The organism is Dokdonia ponticola (genome assembly GCF_042653865.1).
Classification (GTDB): Bacteria; Bacteroidota; Bacteroidia; order Flavobacteriales; family Flavobacteriaceae; genus Dokdonia; species Dokdonia ponticola.
Window position 1 is genome coordinate 469,241 of the sequence record NZ_JBHSFV010000002.1, and the last position, 18,957, is coordinate 488,197.

13 protein-coding genes are annotated in these 18,957 nt (G+C 30.0%); 11 read left to right on the plus strand and 2 right to left on the minus strand.

The window, feature by feature from the left end:
- The first annotated feature begins 143 nt into the window (after positions 1-143).
- The 3 genes from ACFO3O_RS06115 (at position 144) to ACFO3O_RS06125 (ending at position 2,679) form a co-directional block, all read left to right on the plus strand.
- On the plus strand, positions 144-803 hold the full coding sequence (locus ACFO3O_RS06115; RefSeq protein WP_379977677.1) for a hypothetical protein: 660 nt from the start codon (positions 144-146) through the stop codon (positions 801-803).
- 169 nt (positions 804-972) lie between these two features.
- Complete coding sequence (locus ACFO3O_RS06120; RefSeq protein WP_379977678.1) at positions 973-2,253, plus strand: PA3715 family protein; 1,281 nt, start codon at positions 973-975, stop codon at positions 2,251-2,253.
- Complete coding sequence (locus tag ACFO3O_RS06125; protein WP_379977679.1) at positions 2,254-2,679, plus strand: hypothetical protein; 426 nt, start codon at positions 2,254-2,256, stop codon at positions 2,677-2,679.
- Between the two features lie 177 nt (positions 2,680-2,856).
- On the opposite strand, the gene ACFO3O_RS06130 is transcribed toward ACFO3O_RS06125, so the two are convergent.
- On the minus strand, positions 2,857-6,693 hold the full coding sequence (locus ACFO3O_RS06130; protein WP_379977680.1) for a hypothetical protein: 3,837 nt from the start codon (positions 6,691-6,693) through the stop codon (positions 2,857-2,859).
- A gap of 534 nt (positions 6,694-7,227) precedes the next feature.
- On the opposite strand from ACFO3O_RS06130, the gene ACFO3O_RS06135 reads away from it, so the two are divergent.
- The 8 genes from ACFO3O_RS06135 to ACFO3O_RS06170 all read left to right on the plus strand — a co-directional run bounded on the left by ACFO3O_RS06135 (position 7,228) and on the right by ACFO3O_RS06170 (position 16,084).
- Positions 7,228-7,965: a hypothetical protein gene (locus ACFO3O_RS06135; protein WP_379977681.1), complete on the plus strand. Its 738-nt coding sequence runs from the start codon at positions 7,228-7,230 to the stop codon at positions 7,963-7,965.
- Positions 7,966-8,126: 161 nt separating this feature from the next.
- Positions 8,127-9,518, plus strand: a complete 1,392-nt coding sequence (locus ACFO3O_RS06140; protein WP_379977682.1) for a hypothetical protein — start codon at positions 8,127-8,129, stop codon at positions 9,516-9,518.
- 161 nt (positions 9,519-9,679) lie between these two features.
- Positions 9,680-10,399: a hypothetical protein gene (locus ACFO3O_RS06145; protein ID WP_379977683.1), complete on the plus strand. Its 720-nt coding sequence runs from the start codon at positions 9,680-9,682 to the stop codon at positions 10,397-10,399.
- A gap of 212 nt (positions 10,400-10,611) precedes the next feature.
- Positions 10,612-11,436, plus strand: a complete 825-nt coding sequence (locus ACFO3O_RS06150) for a DUF4238 domain-containing protein (protein ID WP_379977684.1) — start codon at positions 10,612-10,614, stop codon at positions 11,434-11,436.
- A 201-nt stretch (positions 11,437-11,637) separates the two neighbouring features.
- Positions 11,638-12,507 carry a hypothetical protein gene (locus ACFO3O_RS06155; RefSeq protein ID WP_379977685.1) on the plus strand — a complete coding sequence of 290 codons (870 nt, stop codon included), beginning with the start codon at positions 11,638-11,640 and terminating at the stop codon, positions 12,505-12,507.
- A 418-nt stretch (positions 12,508-12,925) separates the two neighbouring features.
- Entirely contained in the window at positions 12,926-13,795 is an 870-nt protein-coding gene (locus tag ACFO3O_RS06160) for a phospholipase D-like domain-containing protein (protein WP_379977686.1), read from the plus strand.
- Positions 13,796-13,800: 5 nt separating this feature from the next.
- Complete coding sequence (locus tag ACFO3O_RS06165) at positions 13,801-15,123, plus strand: hypothetical protein (RefSeq protein WP_379977687.1); 1,323 nt, start codon at positions 13,801-13,803, stop codon at positions 15,121-15,123.
- Between the two features lie 166 nt (positions 15,124-15,289).
- Positions 15,290-16,084 carry a DUF1963 domain-containing protein gene (locus ACFO3O_RS06170; RefSeq protein ID WP_379977688.1) on the plus strand — a complete coding sequence of 265 codons (795 nt, stop codon included), beginning with the start codon at positions 15,290-15,292 and terminating at the stop codon, positions 16,082-16,084.
- A 713-nt stretch (positions 16,085-16,797) separates the two neighbouring features.
- Here ACFO3O_RS06170 and ACFO3O_RS06175 read toward each other — a convergent pair.
- Positions 16,798-18,651, minus strand: a complete 1,854-nt coding sequence (locus ACFO3O_RS06175) for a hypothetical protein (RefSeq protein ID WP_379977689.1) — start codon at positions 18,649-18,651, stop codon at positions 16,798-16,800.
- Between the last annotated feature and the right edge of the window lie 306 nt (positions 18,652-18,957).

Here is an 18,957-nt window from a genome sequence, read left to right on the forward strand (position 1 = left end):
ATTTTATGTATTTATGTTATTAAAATCACATTTCTTGTCATTTGGCAGTATGTAGTATACGCTTTCGCGAAAGCGTATACAGAAGAGACCTATCATTAATTTTGAAATACAAGTGTTTAGATAAAAATCAATTTCAAAAACCTATGAATCAATTTTGGCGCATTACAGTATGCCTATCGCTACTAAGTAGTGCTTCTTTTTGTCAAAATACAGACCCGAATAGCTTTATACCCAAGGAATATACGCTTTATAGCAAACACAAAGGCGATCTAAATAATGATGGAGTAGAAGACCTTGTAATGGTAATTAAAGGGGGAGATAGTACAAAAATAGTAACCCATAGATTTGAAAAAGCAGTAGACCGCAACAGGCGAGGTATCATTGTACTCTTTAGTAAAAATGGCTCGTATGAATTGGCAACCATAAACGAAAGTTGTTTTGAATCTGAAAATGAAGATGGGGGCATGTATTATCCACCACAATTAGAAATAGACGTCCAAAATGGGAGTTTATATATTCAGTATTCCCACGGTAGATATGGATATTGGGAATACACTTTTGTATATCAAAATTCTGATTTCGAATTACTAAAATACGTTCATAGAAAGGGTGGAGCAATTACAGAAAGTGAAGTAAGTATCAATTTTTTAACTAAAAAGAAGCTAATAAGTATCAATACAACCCCAGACATAGGGGGAAGAGATGCGGTTTTTAAGGATACATGGACAAACATTCAAATAGATAGCCTCATCAAACTCTCTGAAATTAAAGACTTTTATGAGTTAGATGTCACTAGTTATTAAATAAGGTAGCCATTTAAAACCATAAAAAAGTGCATCTACAGAGGATCGTATTGAAGCGATATGGTATATAGATAATGAATACGTTTGGTATGGAAGGAAGAAGACAATTAACTTGAAAACAGGGATAGTAGAATGCTAAATACGCATAACTACAGTATAATTAAAACTAATGAAAATTTTAACGACCATTATAACTAGTGTAGCCCTCTTCATTTCTATAACGACTAGCAAAGCTCAACATCGCAGTGAACTGCCTGCTCAAGATGCCACAGGCATATCGCTAGACGATATAAAGAAAACAAAAGCTAGATTTAAATATGAGATTGAGCGTACCAAAACAAGAAGTTTACCAATAACAATAGACACAAATTTTGACAGTTTTATTGATGAGGCAGACTATAATGAAGTGGATATAGAAGCCTTGCAACTAAATGATATTGTACATCATAACTTCCAAAAGGATATTCATAATTACAAGGCAATTGCTTCATATAAAATTGGATTTTCAGAAGACTTTTATTCCATCGTGGTCACCGTTATAAAAAAGGAGACTAAGATGGAATCAATCCTCATAAATTACACGCTTGATGGAAAATTTATGGATAGTATTCTTGTGTCGCATGATGACTTAACAGAAAGTTCTACAAGGACAATCACTAACATTTCAGAAAGTACGCTTACAAGAAACCATATCTTTATAGAAGATCAACAAGAACGAATAGAGGAATCTGTTTATAGAATTGGTACAGACGGGATCCTCAAAGAGCTAAGCTCGGAAGAAGTACTAATTGACAAGGTCATACGGCAATTGGAGTTAAGATATGATAAGGTGAACACCCATTTATTGGTGACTAAAGTAAATCCTGCAAATACACAAGAAACCATCATGGTGATTCCAGAATATGCAGAAATTGATGAGGACGAAATTTATTTTGAACTCAATAGCCATATTGTAGTGGTAACTAATTTAACAGGCGATATTATCCATCACTATTTTGAAAGTTCTAAAACCAATGGTATGGTGTATGATGCAGTTCGGCTTTCAGAAATAACCATAGACACCGCCCCATATATCGTAGCCAAAAATGCAAGAGCCTTTGGCGTTCGTGTTAATTTTTATGGATTATCAAAAGCAAATCCGTACAGCAAAGAAACGATATCCCTATTTGTAAAATCAGGGAATACATTAAAAAAAGTGGTCCATAATTTTGATGTCATGGAGTATGGTGGAGAATGGGATACTAACTGTGCAGGAGCGTTTATCGGAACAAAAAAGATACTCATTCTTTCAAAACAAGTAACTAAAGGCTACTATGATATCATAGTGAAAGAGAAAATAACAGAAACAATCAATTATGAAAATGAAGAAGGTGACTGCGATACCAAAGAGAAAATCACGTCAAATTCAGGGCGTTTACTTTTTGATGGTAAAACCTATATATCAAATTGAATGAAAAGTGCCATATCTATCATCTATCTATGCATGATTACATCGTTAGTAACCGAGCCTGTGATGGTTGGCAAAACTTTTAGAGCCCCTATCTTTTCTATCTGTGAAGAAGTGACTGGCGATGATTCGTGTGCTGGAAAACAAGTTTATATGGAGTTTTATTTTGAAAAAGAGAATGTAGATGTTATTGAAGTAACTATTGACAGTTGTGGAAAAATTACCTCCGAAATGATTGATGGCTTTCCTTGGCAGTGGAAAAAAGAAAAATATTGGACCCTTGTTTTAGGAGATCTAGAAAGAACAAAATACACCATCCTAGAAAATGTGAGACTTACCCTGCAAAATGATACGCTCATAGGCGAAAAGTTAAACGATGCTGGTGAAGTTTCAAAAGAATACCGCTTTCGCGAAAGCAAAAAAATGTAACCTATCTCGGGGCAAGCCTCGGGGTATTAAACCCTTTGGCTTAGAAAATAAAGCCATGATAATCAGAATTTTAAATATGTTCAGAGTTGCAAATTTATACATTAAACAGCATCTAATAGCATTTGAAACCTTACGTTTAATAAATCAACTTTATATATAATCACAGCTATAAATTAATTACTCAAAACTCTCCATCACACTTCGTGTTCTATCATAACTAGATTCCATGTCATCCTCTATTTCTTTATTGATTTTTAAAACTCCCTTATTTGCCCAATCTCTGACAGTTTCTTTATTGTGATCTATTAAAGTAGTGTATAGACTTACCCTAGTTTGAAGTGCTACAGCCCTTGATCCACTCCAAGATCGTGGTCTAGTAAAAGAACTCATGTTATTTAGTATCTCTTTTAATTTATCTTCCTTTTTGATATCATCAAGCATATAAAAAACAAATCGTTTCCAATTAAAGATGTTTTGACCTTGGGAAGATTCTATTAAATTAATATTTTTTGATAAGATTAAATATCTTTCCATAGGGTTTACTCTTGACCATCTAACTAAACTTTTAATATTGATGCTATCAATAGGATTCTCTCCTCTTAAAAATTCATCCCTAAATAAGGAGGATATATAATAATTAATATCTAAATCGTTATTTCCAAATGCAGTATCTAAAAATATAAAAGGTTTTTTTTCTGCTAGTTTTATGAGAGTCTCTTTGAAGGGATGATCATAATTAAAATTATGCTCTAAGGCAGTAATTATATTTTTACATAACAAAGCGACATCGTAGTCGTAGTCATCGGTATTACTACTTAAAGCAAAACAAGCAACTTCATTTAGGGTTCTGTTAATGTATGGAAAATGATATTTATTAAAATCAAAAGCATGAAGTGTTTTAAATACAATACCAATTACCGACTTAGAAAACCTTTTCTTTTGAGAACCAATCGATTCTAATATATCTAGTGATGTTAAATACCCTTTATCCTTTTTTAATATGACATTTAATAAAAAAATCACATCCTTATTAGACATTTCATTACTACAACTTTTCTGGCTTATTACATAATAATTATCAATATCGACCAGGTTTGAATTTAAAGATTTTATCATGCGTACTTTAGCATCCTTATCTAACTTTTTAGTAGCTTGTAGTATGGGAAACCATTTCATCAAAGGAGATTTAGTCTTTATAAATCTATCTATAAAAACATCATGTATCTTTGGGGATAACTCAGCACATTTTTCAAGATAACCAATAATGAATTCTATATCTATTCTATCTTTTGAAACTTTAGACAAAGTGGTATTTATAGTCTTCCAAGTATTATATTTATTGCGTGATGTTAGAAACAAACCTTGACCTAAAAATCTTAATCTTCTATTTCTATTCGTAACGAGATCAGGTAATAATTTCTCAAAAAGATTTTGATTAAGAGATAGCAAAGCTCCTAGATTAATGGTGTAGTTAGAAATACGCTTATTTGTCTCTGACCATGATTCACTTGAAGAATATTCTTTATCAATGTCAAAAACTCTATGTTGGTCATTAAGTGTATACATTCTTATCTTTTCTTCTAATGATCTAGGACGTATTTTCTCTTCTAAACACCTAACTTCTTCAACAAACTCTTTTTTTAATTTCTTGCTGTTATAAACTAGTATACTTTTCAAAGCCAACCAGCCACCCTCCCAATAATTATCTCTGTGTAAATCTAATAGTAAAGTCTTTAACTCTTTTGGAAGTCCTATAGTACAAATTAATAATCTAAGATTTAGAGCTAACTCTTTTTTTAATTTTTGAGCTATATCATTCTTTTGAAATAGATAATCACGGAGAAATTCTATTATTTTCAAATACCAATCTAAGTACTCTTGATATGTGTTTGCTATTTTACCATAGTCTTGATTTTTAGAATTGATTTCATCAGACGGCGAGCCTACAAAGGAAGATGATGTTAATAAACTTTTAATCAGCAATGATCCTAAATCTCGCTCTTTTACTTCGAGTGAGTCTAATAATCGTTTAATTGTTTTCAATCGAGTCTCTATATTTGCATGAGTACCTGATAATTGTAATTGGAAAAGTGGTGCTAAAACACGCCTTGTGGGATTGTTATTTTCTGTAGGTGATTCTCTTAAAGCAAACTTTATAATGAGATCAACGCTTCTTGAAAAAAGTTTAGGGTCGTAAGCTATATTTTTCAGTATCCTTGTATACTCATAATGACTTTTATTTTCTCTGGACGTGAAATAATCTTCATTTTCTCCTGAAGACCAAGATTCTAATAACTCAAGTGTAGCATGAGGATTTACAGGAGCTAAATATTTGACCATTTTAACTTGATCGTAATTAAGTTTTCCATTTAGCTTCCCTAAAAAACCATCTAGTTTCAATAGAGTCCCAGCTATACTTTGAGCAATTTGATGATCTTGTAAGAAACTTAACCTATGGGTAAATGATAACAACAACCGTCTATTATTAGTCTCATCTAAAATGACTTTAGTCACACTGTGAATAGGTATAGATTCAAGAGCATTTTTTGCTAACTTATTAGAAAGTGCGTGTGGTAATAATGCTCTCCAACGACCTCTTGACTGTATTAAATCACGTCTTTTAAGTATTTGTATATCTCTATATAAATCTAAAACAGGTATACTAACTAACAAAGCCAAAACTCCCATTTCAGAATGATCCGAAGTATCAGTTCCTTCAAAAGAGTATACTAACGAGAGTACTTCTGCGCTACAAAGTAATTTATTATCTGGTGCATTCCTTTGTATAAATAATCTTTCAAATAAATCTTGATCTTTCAGCTCTAATAGAAACTCATTTTTTTTAATTGTGTTAGCTAAAGCTACTACTAGACGAAAGTTACCACCAGAGAGTTTTATAATAGTCTGTGAATTAATATAATTAATATGTTTATACCTTAACTTGATAAAAGATTCAATTGCATTGTCACTAGCAGGTTCTAATCTGTAAACAGAGGTTTCATCAGGCAAATCATCTTTAACATCATACTCTATGGAAAGAAAACTTACACTACCTGAACTTGTAATTACAGAAGTTAATTTTCTATGTAATTCTGGGCTACAATTATCAACTATCAAAATCTCCCTTGTATTTTCTGCTACTAACTGTTCGCTTAATGTTTTAGGATCAGGTATTGGACTGTCAGATACATCTGTATAAATTACTAAATTCTGATCTAAAGCACCTTCTCCAATTCTACTATCAAATAATGCTTCGACAAGTCTAGTTTTGCCTACTCCAGATAAACCTACAAGACGTACAGAGGATCTAGGTTTTGCGAGTTCTCTTCTTAGTTTATCAATCCCGTTTAAAATTGATTCTTTAGAATCTGTATCCTTATTACCTTTAAACAATTTAAGCTCATCATCGATAATAAACCTGTCTTCAATTTTCCCTTTAGGATAAGACCAATTTAAAAATGGTTTCCATCCTTTTATGGGTCTACCTATCTTATTTCGTACCCAAACTATCAGTGACTTGTGATTTCTTAACCAAGTCGCTATTTGCCCTTGGTCATAAAACTCCAATTTTAAGTTATTTTCTATATCATCTAATTTGACACATTCTTTCATCATTTTTAATCTACCATCCAAAGCTGACTTAGTAGTTGTCGAATTAGAACTAACTATTACATATGCCCCTCCTGTTTTGATTAAATCTTTTATCTCATCTCGTAGAATTCCTTTAGGAGACATTTCCTTTTTTATAGCTGAAGGAGTCATATTAGGTTTTTTAACTTGAAAGCCTGTTATTTTTCTAAGAATAAAGCTATTTTTTGGAGGTTGTTCTACATGATTTATATAAACGTCAAAACCACCATCAGGAGCATCTTGATGACCTCCCCAAAGGATTCCTTTTGTTGAAAGTGTGGATAGTTTATAATCAGCTTCGCATAGGAGACCTATTAAGTCTCTCAAATCACTATCACTTAATTTAGATATATCATTTCCTGTGATTTCTAATAATTCTACCATATTCATTAAAATATACAAAGTTCTAACTTTAAGATCATTAGATTTGCCAAAATACTATTACTTAAAAGTGATTTTAAAACCTTAATTGGGGTATTACTTATCAAATAATTTACTAAAAAAACATATACATTTATAGCAATAACATAGAAAATGCAAATAACTTTTGAACATATTAAAAATAGACTAAGTAGATATTATATACTAGATATTTTACACGCAACTTATAATTACTTAGATTATAAATCTGACCAAATAAAGCCCGTTTGTACAGCACTTACATTAATTAAATAGAGTTATCTACATAGTGCAAAATCATATCCTGTTAAGCTATTCGCCGATTCAGATTTTAAAGAAATTTTTGATGTTATATTCAATTTTTATCAAGAACATATTTCGAGTTATATAAGATCAGGAAATATAAATAAAGCTTTTTTAACTTCTATTAATTTAGTAGATTGCTCTTTCACAAATAATTACAATTGATATTATAACATTGTTAGCTGTAATTTGAACGAAAAACTGAAAATAAATTAAATGAAAAAATTAGGATTAATATTTGGAATCATTATAGCAATAATTATTTATAGTTTTTCTGGAAAAAAGAATAAAAAAAATGAATTAACCGCAGTGAACTCTACTAAAGTTGATTTAATAAGTTTTGAAGAGCAAATAAAAGTGTTCAAGTCTTTAGGCTATGAATTTGCTAATGGAGTTACTAAAGAAATAATCCTTACAGATGGCTATGCAAAATCTGTTAGAGAAGAAATTAAGAGAGAAAGATTACAAGAAATTGAACAAAACCCATTTTCACGATTGTACTTTTATTTTGGTTGGAGAAATCCTGAAATTAAAAATTTTAATTTTAGTGACAAATGCATTTGGTTTGACCTTGAATTTATTGACCCAAGTGACCAATATATTTGGTTTATGGAAAGAATGGGAACTATTACAAATGGGGAAATAAAATACTCTGAAGTATCTATTCAAATAGATGAAAATAATTATGAATGGATAATATTTAAGGCAAACGGAATTAATAAAAAATGGAAGTTGGAGAAAGTTGGTTACATTTCCGATTCTTTTTTCCAAAGGTTTTCTTATTTACCTGCTGAATTGAATACAAATGGAAAATATACTTATTATGATGATGGAGGTCAACAATTCGTTATTGATTACGCTACTGAAAGTGAACAAAAGGAATTTAACGAAAAAACAGGCTTAAAGAGAGAATGGTTAGGAGAAGGAAGTCATTTCTCTGAACCAAAAGATTAAAAAATACGCTAACATAAAGTATAATTAATGAACTGGTTAAAGACTACTTACGAAAATTCTCTCAGATTTTCTATTCGGTTTTTTATTTACTAAATTAGGTACTTAAACACACCATTAATCAAATACAAAGACGTTAGCATCAATTGCTCACAACTGACCGAATGAAAGTAACAATAATCATAGGAATTGTAATTGTAGTACTTTACTACATTGGAAAAAACAAACAGAAAAATGAATCTGAAAAGAAAAGTTCTTTGAGCAATAAACCATCGCTGAAATCAAATCCTCCCTTTCTATCAAAATTATCCACAATAAAATTCCCCGATAGAATAAATGCAATTGATTGGCATAATCAAAAAATACAGCAAGGTTTAAAAACTGGAGATATTGATTTGGCAAATTTATCATACGCTAAATTATATGAAAGTATCCGACAAGAGAATGTAAATGATAACGGAGAATTCAAAGATATTTTGGAAGTAATCAATCAAGAGTACAAGGAATTCAGAGAATATTTCCAAGTTGAATATCCCGAACAATTTTTACCTCCAGAAGAGCAAAAAAAGAAAAAAGAAAAAGAGTTTGAAAAAATTAAAGAATTTCCAGTTTATTTAGAAACCGGCAACTACATAGAACTTCCAAAGCAAATTCTAAAATATGTTGACATTGTAAAACCAATCTCGGAATGGCATAAAATCGGAATAAAACCAAAAAAGGGAAAATATGGAAAGTGGAAAGCAATCAAAAGAAGTGAACGCTACTTTGGTTTTTATGATGCCAAGCTCAATAAAAAAGAACACAAAATTTCTCTTGAAACAGGAAAAAGAATTACGAAAAAACCCTACTTCATTAAAGCTCTAAATGAACAAGGAATACCCTTAACTGACTTTGTCGCTTATGGAGAAGATTTAGAATATTTTATTAAAGCAGTTGACTTTTTCGACAATCAAGAATTTGAGAACGCACAAAAAGAAATTGATAAAGCTTTAGAAATAAAAAGAAATGAAGATTACAAAGAGCTAAAAATCGATATTGAAATTAAACTAAACAACGAGCAAGTAGTAGATGAAGAATTTAATAAATACAAATTTGACATTGACTCTGCAATTCATACTGGAAAATTTAATGATTGGTTAAAAGTCTTAATCAACAATAATAAATATGATAAGGTTATTCATTTTATAAATCAAGCTAATAAAACTTTAGAAAAATTAATAAGCGGAGAAATCGAACCTAAAATTTATGGCAAACAATCATCTGACTATTATGAATACAAAAAAAAGCAGTTTAATAGAAACCTAATTTACATATTTGACTCTAAAAGTTCAGAATTAGAGAAATCAGAAAACTCTATCAAATTACTTGAACTATTTTTAAATTTATACAGTAAAGAAGATTTTAGACCAATAGAGAAAATTGCTGACCAATTTGGTGCGTGGAATTTAAAAAAACGAGCAACAGAACTTTATCAAGAATGTTTGAAAATTATTGGAAATGATAACAAACCAAGAATAAAATCACGGATTGAAAAGAAGATGGAAACGAACAAATAACTGGTGCTAACAACACACATAAAACATCTCTATTAAGAAGTTTACACAAAGGTTGTGTGTATTTGTGAAAATCCCCAAATTTTTAAATTTGACTCGTATACTATCCGAAAAGTTAGTATCTATTTATACGCTACGTTTCATATACAATATCGTAAGTAATTATGAAAAGACCTCTAGAAGTTTTAACTAAAATAAAATTGGAGAACCTAGCTGAATCCAAGAACAATATTATTTTCAACTTCAATCAAATTGATAAAATATTAGTATGGATAGTTGGATTTTCTATAACTGGAATTTCTATAATAGTTTCAAACATTGCAGACTTAAATTCTAAATTTGAAATACATATTTTAAAAACAATTCTTTTGCTATTGTGTATTAGCATAATATCTGGTATAATTTACAGACTAGCAGCTCTAATTTATTTAAGTATATTTCAAAAAATACTTTTTTATTTAAAAGGATCTTTTTCAAATTACGAAATGACACCTATTAAATCTGATATAATAGATCCTGAAAACATAAATGAAGTATATCAAAAAATTAAAAAAGGGTTTGACATTGATTATTCTGACGTCGTTGAAAATTATAACAAATATGAAAGTAATGAAATAAAGGAAAAATCACTTTTGCTCTTAAATAAAGAATACAAACGTTTGACTGAACAAGCAAAAAAAGAAGAGGAGTTTACCGAGGATTTTATTAATACTACCTTTAGAAAAGTATTTGGTATTTCTGAAAAAAGATTGGAAAAAACAGTTTACTCTTCAAATGATACTTTCTTCCTGAAATTTTGGAATGCTACTAAAATTGTAATGTTATTTGCTTGCGTTTTCTGTTTTATTTCAACAATAGTAATATTAACATCAAATTATAAATAACTACTTACAACATTGTAATAAGAAAACATATGGCTTTTGAGTTTAATCAAAAGATCTATACTTATCTATGAAGTCTCTAAATGTAAAAATTGACGTTTATAGATGGAAAGGTCAAGACAAAATATTTATATTTTGTTAAGTAATACTCCGAAACAAAAATGCTACCACTTGCTCTATATTTCATTAAAAAATAAATACTAAAATAGTGTTCAATGAATAATTTAAAAAAACAACAACACTATGTCTGGAAATATTATTTAAAACCTTGGACTATTAATGATAAAATATGGTGTCAAAGGAATGGCTCAACTTTTAATACATCCTTAAAAAATATCGCTCAAAAAAGATATTTCTATGAATCAGAACAATTAAACTCTGATGAGTTAGCCTTTTTAAAATATTTTCTAAGTGGTATGCACCCTACCGCACAAAAATCATTGAATGAATTGTTAAAACTTTACAATTTTACAGCAGATTCAAATGGATATATAAAAAAATGTGGAATAGAAGATTTTCATTCAATTATTGAGAAAAACTTTATATCCATTTTAGGAAAATTGTATCTGGAAGATTTATCTTTTTTTGAAAATGAAAAAGAAAAAAATGATTTTGCTTACTTTATTGGTTCTCAATACACTCGGACAAACAAAATGCGTGACAATATGATTAAAGCAAATCTTAAAACTCCGAACTTAAATCCTGAAAAACTTTCTAAAGTTTTTAATCTAATTCTTGCAGATACAATAGGTAATTGGATTTTTTCTAAAACCAAAACAAGGTTACTAATAAATAATTCAGATATAGATTTTATTACTGGTGACCAACCTGTATTGAATACAATGGGAAATCATTCTTATACTAAAGCTCCTGAAAAAATGGAACTTTATTATCCTATATCACCTAAGTATGCCATATACATCAGTGAAAAATTAGATGGGAAAATTTATATATCTAAGGATGATGTGATTAAATACAATGAATTTATAAAAAATCATTCTAAAGAACAATTATACTCAAGGAAAGAAAATGACTTTTGAATTACATTAAGATTACGTGAATATAAAAACGAAAACACAATACTATATATAAAAAATAGGCAATTAGTATTTAATCAAAAGATTCTTACCTATTTGCAATGTAACTAAACCGAAAATAATCACTTGTTTTCTACTCTACTTGCCATATATTTAATCTTGAGCATAATATTTGGGCAAATCCCAAAAAATAATACTAAAATTATGAAACCGCCAATTTGCGAGATTGTCTATCTAAATGAAGACATTGACAAAAGCATTATTAAAGACTATTGGGCAATTGATGAAACATCACGAAAATGGAGATATAATATTAATGTAGTTGCAAAAAAACATCGAATGTCAATGCCAAATGTATCAGCTTATGCAAAAGAAAATAGTCGATTAAAACTTTATTGCTCAAAGTGTAAAACATTGATTGGCGATTACAAACTAAAAAGTGAAATAAATTGGCAAGATTTTGAGCTTGGCGATAAGATTGAATGTGACGATTGCGCAAATCAAAAAGTTGAATCAAATAAAGAATTAAGAGAAAAAATTATTATTAAGGAAATTGAAATTAAGCCAGACATAGCTGAAAAAATGAATATTGCATTTAAGACAGAGCAATGGCAAGATTTGAACCAACCAGAATTAGAAGTGCTAATTAAGGTAGCTGAATCAACAACAACAAAAGAAATTTTTAGCAAAGTATTTCCTGATGAGAATTGGAAAAGCGATTATAATAAAAGTTGGTGGCAAATTCTCAACAGACTCGACCGAATGAATCTCATTTGGATAGAAAGAAAAGAAAATCGAAAAATAATTGATATTCATAAACACGGCAGACTATATAAAACTTTATTAAAAGAATTTCCTGATTTAGTTTTCGAACGAAAAAAGATTGAAAACCCTAAGAAGTTTGGATTTACCGTTGAGAGAAATAATTTTAAAAGTGGAAATCAGCCCGATTTTTTGGGTAATATTGATGTGAATTTTGATGTGAGTATCAGCAAAAAAACATCTTTAACTTGTTCAATTTGGTACAATAAAGTTGATAATTTGTACATAAGAATTGAGGATAGTACTGAATAATACTATGCATAAAAATAGTATTGATATTCTGCTACTGATTAATAGCTTTACTGCTCAAGGCTAGAAACACTAACAAAACCCTAAAACAAGAAAACAACAATTTGATATGCATTTGGATGATTTTGATATTAATCAATTTCAGTTATCATACCTGATAGAAGAAACAAAAGCCTAGAAATATCATAGATTAGATTTTAGAACCTTATAGGAATTTCTCTAAGATTCATCATTTGATTTATTTATTTATTTATATTCTAAATACACTACCAAGAGAATAACATTGATTTAGAATTAATGTTTTTTCAGAAGAAAACTATTTTAGGTTTTTCACAAACCGCAACTTACTGCAACTATTTACTTTGTAGTATATTACATTATTTTATATTTAGGGCTAAATTAAACATATCAAACTATTTATATGAGTTTTTTAACCGATGAAGCACTTGCTGAAGAAATTTATGACACGATTTATTATGCGGAGAAGTTCATTCTTATACTATCCCCATTCATTCAACTAGATGACTACTTTAAAAATGAAGTTTTTAAAACACATTTAAACAATGCACAAGTACAGATTATCATTGGTTTTGGGAAAAATGAATCCAATGTAAGTCGAAGCTTTAAAAAACAAGACATTGAGTATTTTACTCAGTTCCCTAATATCACTATAGTCTACATACCTAATTTACACGCAAAGTATTATGGGAATGAAAATAAAGCTATTGTCACTTCTATGAATTTAATTGATTATTCTTTTATAAATAACATTGAATTCGGTGTTATGGCCACAAAAAAATTGTTAACCTCTAACACTTTTTTTGAAACTGCTCAAAAAACCTGTTTTTCAGTATTAGAAAAAGACGGGTATACGATCTATGTCAAACGCCCTAAGTACAAAAAGAAGTTATTATTAGGTAAAGATTATGTAGGTTCTGAAATAGAACTAGATTTAATCTTAGATATCTCTAAAGGAAAAGACATACAACAAATACCACTTTCCTCTTTTGAACATGAAAAATATGTAAACGCTGCCATTAAATCTGAGCGAGCGGGGCGTGATGTAAGTAAAGAAAAAGATAATTCTCAAAAGCAAAATGGACATTGCATTCGTTGTAAAACGAATATTCCATTATCTATAGAAAAACCACTTTGTAATAACTGTTATAAAATATGGGCTAAGTTTGGAGACTCTAGCTACCCCGAGAATTATTGTGTTTCTTGTGGTAAAAACCACAATGCGAATTTTTCTAAACCAGCTTGTTATAGTTGTTACAAAACAATAAACTAAGCAGTATGTATTTAGGAAATAATAATTTTTGGAAGATTTTTCCAAGTGTAGACACTGTAGCATATTATCACCCTTTAGGAAATTTTATTTCATTTAATAAAATAAGTAAAGATCAATTTGCTGAAGTATTTAAAAATCCAACAAAATTTCCAGAACATCAGAGTATTATTGTTCACGAAGTACAGCATTGGTTAGACCATATAGGAACTCTTTGGGGTGTTCAGAAACTAGCAAAGACTTACAGGGCATTTGATAGTATTTTTCACGGAAATGAATCAGAAATGTTTAAGGTTAAAGAATTACACGATAGTTTTAAAGGAGACAAATTTGCTACTTATTACTCTGAAATATATAATAAGATACAGGGAAGCGCAAGAGAGCCTTGGAGATATAGCTTCTCTATGGGATTACGTTATGATAGTTTAGGACACATAGATAATAGTAAGCCGATTTTTTTTGCAAAATTCAACTCGCATAATGATCTTCCTGTCGCTAGAGTACCACTTTCTACTGCCTCATTATTAGAAACAACAGCTACTTTTGCTGAAATAGCATCACGTTTAACTGATATTCATTCTTTAGATGAGTTTTCTTTCAAAATTGAGTTAAAATTATTTGGGGACGAAATCTTCAAAAAACTATATAATTCTGACTTATCATTATACACCGTAGGTGTCCATACCACAACAAACATATTAAACATTAAAGATGCCATTAAAGGATATGAAATAGCCTCACAGTTTGCTACTTTATCCCTCAATCTAACTACTGAGTCTTTTGAAAAACTAAATATCCCCAAATCTTTTAAAGTAAAAGAATGGGAAGAGAGACCTGTAAAGTTAATAGAGTTAAAAGATCGTGGATTTGCATTTGTCTGCCTTTTAATGAATTATGCAGAAAAATACGGAGCTTATAATTTTAAAAAATTTAATATAGATCATGTGCTAGAAGCTTCTGGACTTCCTAATAGTGAACAGTTGGAAAAAGATGTAAATAATGAAATTCTCAATATTTCAAAAGAGTTGAGCTTAGAACAAAATACCTTTTTCAATCTATTTACAGCTAAGGTTGCAACAGGAAGTGCTTCTAGGAACTCGGTTGGTATTGCTCAACAGCGAATAGAGAATGAAAGTTACTCGAAAATGAAAAATGGCGACCTTCCACATATTATTTGTAATGACACTTATTTTGAATACGATGATGTTGACTTACTAGATGTAATCAACAAACTAAAAATGGCAGTACCTATAACAAGAGAAGAATGGTGGGCAGTGTATGAGTTTTGTGAATTGAAAACAGATCATTTTAGTGAGATTTGCGGTATTTAGATAAAAAAATAGCATGTAAAAAAGACCATTGTTCGTAATATTCATAAACACCAGTTATAAATAAATGTTCAGCTTCAGAAAAAATAAGTTAAATAAAATCAAGTCATTCATTCGGAATTCAGAAGAAATCCAAATCGAAAAAACCGACAAAGAAAAACTAATCAAAATGATTAGACAGACTGTTGGAATTCACACTAAATCAAGTGATGACGAAAACTTAAAAGTTGGAAAATCAAAAATTGGTGGAAAACCTGATTTACCAAAAGACTTTGAATGGCCTAAATCCGACAATAAGTCAATGTTATTTTGTGCTCAATATAATTTGTCTGAATTAACAAAATTTGACAAAGAAAGCATCTTGCCAAAAAAAGGTTTCTTTTATGTCTTTTTAAGCCTTAACCAAGACTGGAAAGAATTTAATGGTATAAATCAACCATATAAATTTATATTTAGCGAAACTGAAAATATCATCCGAACTCAATTTCCAAATGACATTGAGGAAAATCAGACATTCAAAACAGCGGAAATCGAGTATTTTCAATTTTACACAATACCAGACGACGAAAATTATAAACTTTTTGAGTTTGAGAAAAAATATGATGATTTTTCTTTTTATTTCCACGAGCCAACTGATGAATTCATAGGAGAACTATTTGAAAACACAGATAATATGCATCAAATTCTAGGACATGATAGATCAATTCAATCTAGTGTTATTTATGAATTCGCCTCAAAAGAATTAGGTCTTTATTTAGCCAAAAGTTCAGAACATAAAAAACGTTGGAGTGATATATTAGAGTTGTCAAAAACTTATGAATTACTCTTACAATTAGATTGTGATGACTCAAATACTAATTTATCTAAATTTGGAGGAAGTGGAACTTATTATTTTGGACTATCAAAAACTGATTTAGAAAATAAAAACTTTAACGATATTAAAATGTCGTTTCAAATTACATAAAAAACTGTGCTACATTCTCTACGGCACTTTTAAAATGATCTGTCCCCTATAAAGGAATTATTTATATATCAGCTATTTAATTATTGTTATTAATAGCCTTGCCATAAAAAGAATGAGAGAATTTCCTACAACACATCTATAAAATATAAGTCTGCTTCTAAAATAAATCAAGTCATCAAAACTAGAAAGCAAAGCTGATAATACAGCTTTGCCTTTTAATATGATTTATATTTTTTAAAGTTTATTTGATAATTACCTCACCTTCATAAGCGTATCTTGCATGGGACACATTATTGTAAAATTATCATAGAAATAGCCCTACAATAACCCTCCAATCTTAATACCGAAGGGTTTATTAATTATGTAATATAAAATTAAATATTTTAACTATAAATATGATCTAAATATTACCAAGTTTTGTCGCTTGATAGAACCAATAGGCTATACAAAAACAAATTATTGATAGGAATACAATAGTTCGGATTATTAATCGTCTCGAGTTTCTTTTTTTCAAGTCAACAATTAATAACCAAAGATAAGTTATTAACGATATAGGTATTAGCCCAAGAACCAAAAACCAACCAAGCGCATTCGGTGTATAAACACCAAATATATAGTCGTTTGGTAAAAGATAAATTATAAGAGCTAAGAAAAAACTCCAATAAAAAATATTATTTAAATTTTTATTAATCACTTGCATAATATAGTCATTTTTAATTACAGCCTAAGTCAGTTATAGGTCTTTCTCCTCTAAGAACTTCCTCTACTTTATCCCAATCTGGTCTGTTTTTTATTGCAGGAATGATTGTTGAATTACCTCCGTTTTCGTTTACAAATTGATTTACTTTTTCTTGAAAGCTTTCCCATAAATCATCAGCTCCAAAAAAAGAATTTCCTAAACCACGTACATAAGCAAGATTAGAAATCCAGTAACTATCAAATCGATCAGTTCCTCTAACATAAAAATCAAATGATCCGTCTGAATTTGTCTCATATCCAAATTGTCTAACACCACTCACTGGATGATTGCCTGAATATGGAGCATTGAGAGTCATAAAGTACCAATAATCATGCTCGTATTCAGAGCAAATTACGGTTCCATCATCACCTGATATATCTATGTAAACTAATGCTCCAGTTGGATCATTTGAGTCCCACAAATCTGTTTCTTGTTGGCAAATAGATGTTATCTGACAGTAAGGGTCAAACGTTGAGTCATCGACAAAATTATTTATATTCCTTCTGAAATAATCCAAAAATTCGTCAGGAGTAAATTGTTGTCCTGTGTTTGGATTATTAGGAAGTGTAGTTATATTAACAGGAAACAAATCTAAATTAACAAGGTTTCCTTCGGCACTTTCTAAAGATTGGATTTCAAAATCATTAAAAATCCCTGATGGTAAATTATCTATTTTATCTTGAATTGATTGTGATGCAGTATGCTGGGCTAAGGTTTGCCAATTTTGAATTTGATCACAATCAACTTCTAAAAGAAGAAATGGATCATTTGCTAATGCTTCATTTAATTCAGAAGCATTAGGGTAATCTTCTAATAAAATGCCAATAGTTGGATTGCTATCACTATCTGTATTTTCAGGTTCTTCATCTGGTGGCGTATCTTCACAACCATTTCCACTTGGATCACAGTTACAAGGATCACCATTGTCATCATGGCATTCTTCAGGAAGCTCAGGTAGATCATCAGGACATCGCACGATATCTTCTACACTTTTATCGCCATAAGTAATTACAATGACCCATGAACCTCCCAAGCTAGGATTATTACATTCACTAGGTTCATTATGTAAAAATTGTCTCCAAACACATAACCATTTAAGATCAGCTGACACATCAGGATCTGGTGGAGGATTGTCATCGTTTCCACCTCCATCACCATTACCTGGTCCACTATCCCCTGGATCTGGACTATCATCATTACCTCCACCTCCGCTTGGACTACCATCATCAGGACACGGACTCCTCGTTTCGCCATTAACGGCAACACCATCTATCATATTTAATTTTGCAATGTACCTCCCTGTTATACTGTAATGTATAATCTCACCACTAAAAGTTGAAAAATCTTGCGTATCTCTATAATTTGGAATCCAGTCTTCATCGGGTCGATACTCTATTATATATGAGAATAAACCGCTAGAAGATTCTTGGACAATAAGATTAAATATTGATCTAATAGTAGCATCAGTACTCTCAATTGAGGTTAGTAGAAAAGTGTGATTCTTACGGTCATATTGATCAGTTATCTCAATAACCTCTCTAGTTTGTAGCGTTCCTATCACTAAGTCGGGTTCGCTTGATCTACTATTTGCGTCAATAAATTTTTCAATTGTAAAATTTCCTCTATGATCTCCTAATGCTGAAAGGTAAGCTGCCACCTTAGGAATCTCATCTAAAGAAACATTTTTAGTCGACGTTCGTAAATGTTCATGTTGATGTACCTCTTGAAGTGTAAAAGATGCGTCATCTTTTTGACAACAAATAAAAAGTGTTACAAAAATAAGAACAAGAGATACTCTTGTTTTCCAAAATCCTGTTTTTTTAATCATTATGCATTTATGGTTTAATTAATACTCAAAACAAAAAACATAGGGGTGACAAAAATTTAGGAGTTTTCAAATTAAACACAGTTTTAGTTAATTTCCTTACGGGAAACCGTAAAAGTAGAAAAAAAATTCTAATAATCAGGCATTTACACTTTAACCGTAATATATTTACGTGAATAATATTCGTTTTTTACTAACTTTAGTTTTTTTTTTCAAATTTCATAAAAAAAAATAAAAACAAAATTATAACTACATGTAATATAATGAAATAACTGATTTTAAATAAATAAGAACCTACTCAATTGAGTA

Excerpts from the sequence above, each read along its gene's own strand:
- ACFO3O_RS06115 (WP_379977677.1), top strand. The coding sequence starts at position 144 with ATGAATCAATTTTGGCGCATTACAGTATGCCTATCGCTACTAAGTAGT.
- ACFO3O_RS06120 (WP_379977678.1), top strand. The coding sequence starts at position 973 with ATGAAAATTTTAACGACCATTATAACTAGTGTAGCCCTCTTCATTTCT.
- ACFO3O_RS06125 (WP_379977679.1), top strand. The coding sequence starts at position 2,254 with ATGAAAAGTGCCATATCTATCATCTATCTATGCATGATTACATCGTTA.
- ACFO3O_RS06130 (WP_379977680.1), bottom strand. The coding sequence starts at position 6,693 with ATGGTAGAATTATTAGAAATCACAGGAAATGATATATCTAAATTAAGT.
- ACFO3O_RS06135 (WP_379977681.1), top strand. The coding sequence starts at position 7,228 with ATGAAAAAATTAGGATTAATATTTGGAATCATTATAGCAATAATTATT.
- ACFO3O_RS06140 (WP_379977682.1), top strand. The coding sequence starts at position 8,127 with ATGAAAGTAACAATAATCATAGGAATTGTAATTGTAGTACTTTACTAC.
- ACFO3O_RS06145 (WP_379977683.1), top strand. The coding sequence starts at position 9,680 with ATGAAAAGACCTCTAGAAGTTTTAACTAAAATAAAATTGGAGAACCTA.
- ACFO3O_RS06150 (WP_379977684.1), top strand. The coding sequence starts at position 10,612 with ATGAATAATTTAAAAAAACAACAACACTATGTCTGGAAATATTATTTA.
- ACFO3O_RS06155 (WP_379977685.1), top strand. The coding sequence starts at position 11,638 with ATGAAACCGCCAATTTGCGAGATTGTCTATCTAAATGAAGACATTGAC.
- ACFO3O_RS06160 (WP_379977686.1), top strand. The coding sequence starts at position 12,926 with ATGAGTTTTTTAACCGATGAAGCACTTGCTGAAGAAATTTATGACACG.
- ACFO3O_RS06165 (WP_379977687.1), top strand. The coding sequence starts at position 13,801 with ATGTATTTAGGAAATAATAATTTTTGGAAGATTTTTCCAAGTGTAGAC.
- ACFO3O_RS06170 (WP_379977688.1), top strand. The coding sequence starts at position 15,290 with ATGATTAGACAGACTGTTGGAATTCACACTAAATCAAGTGATGACGAA.
- ACFO3O_RS06175 (WP_379977689.1), bottom strand. The coding sequence starts at position 18,651 with ATGATTAAAAAAACAGGATTTTGGAAAACAAGAGTATCTCTTGTTCTT.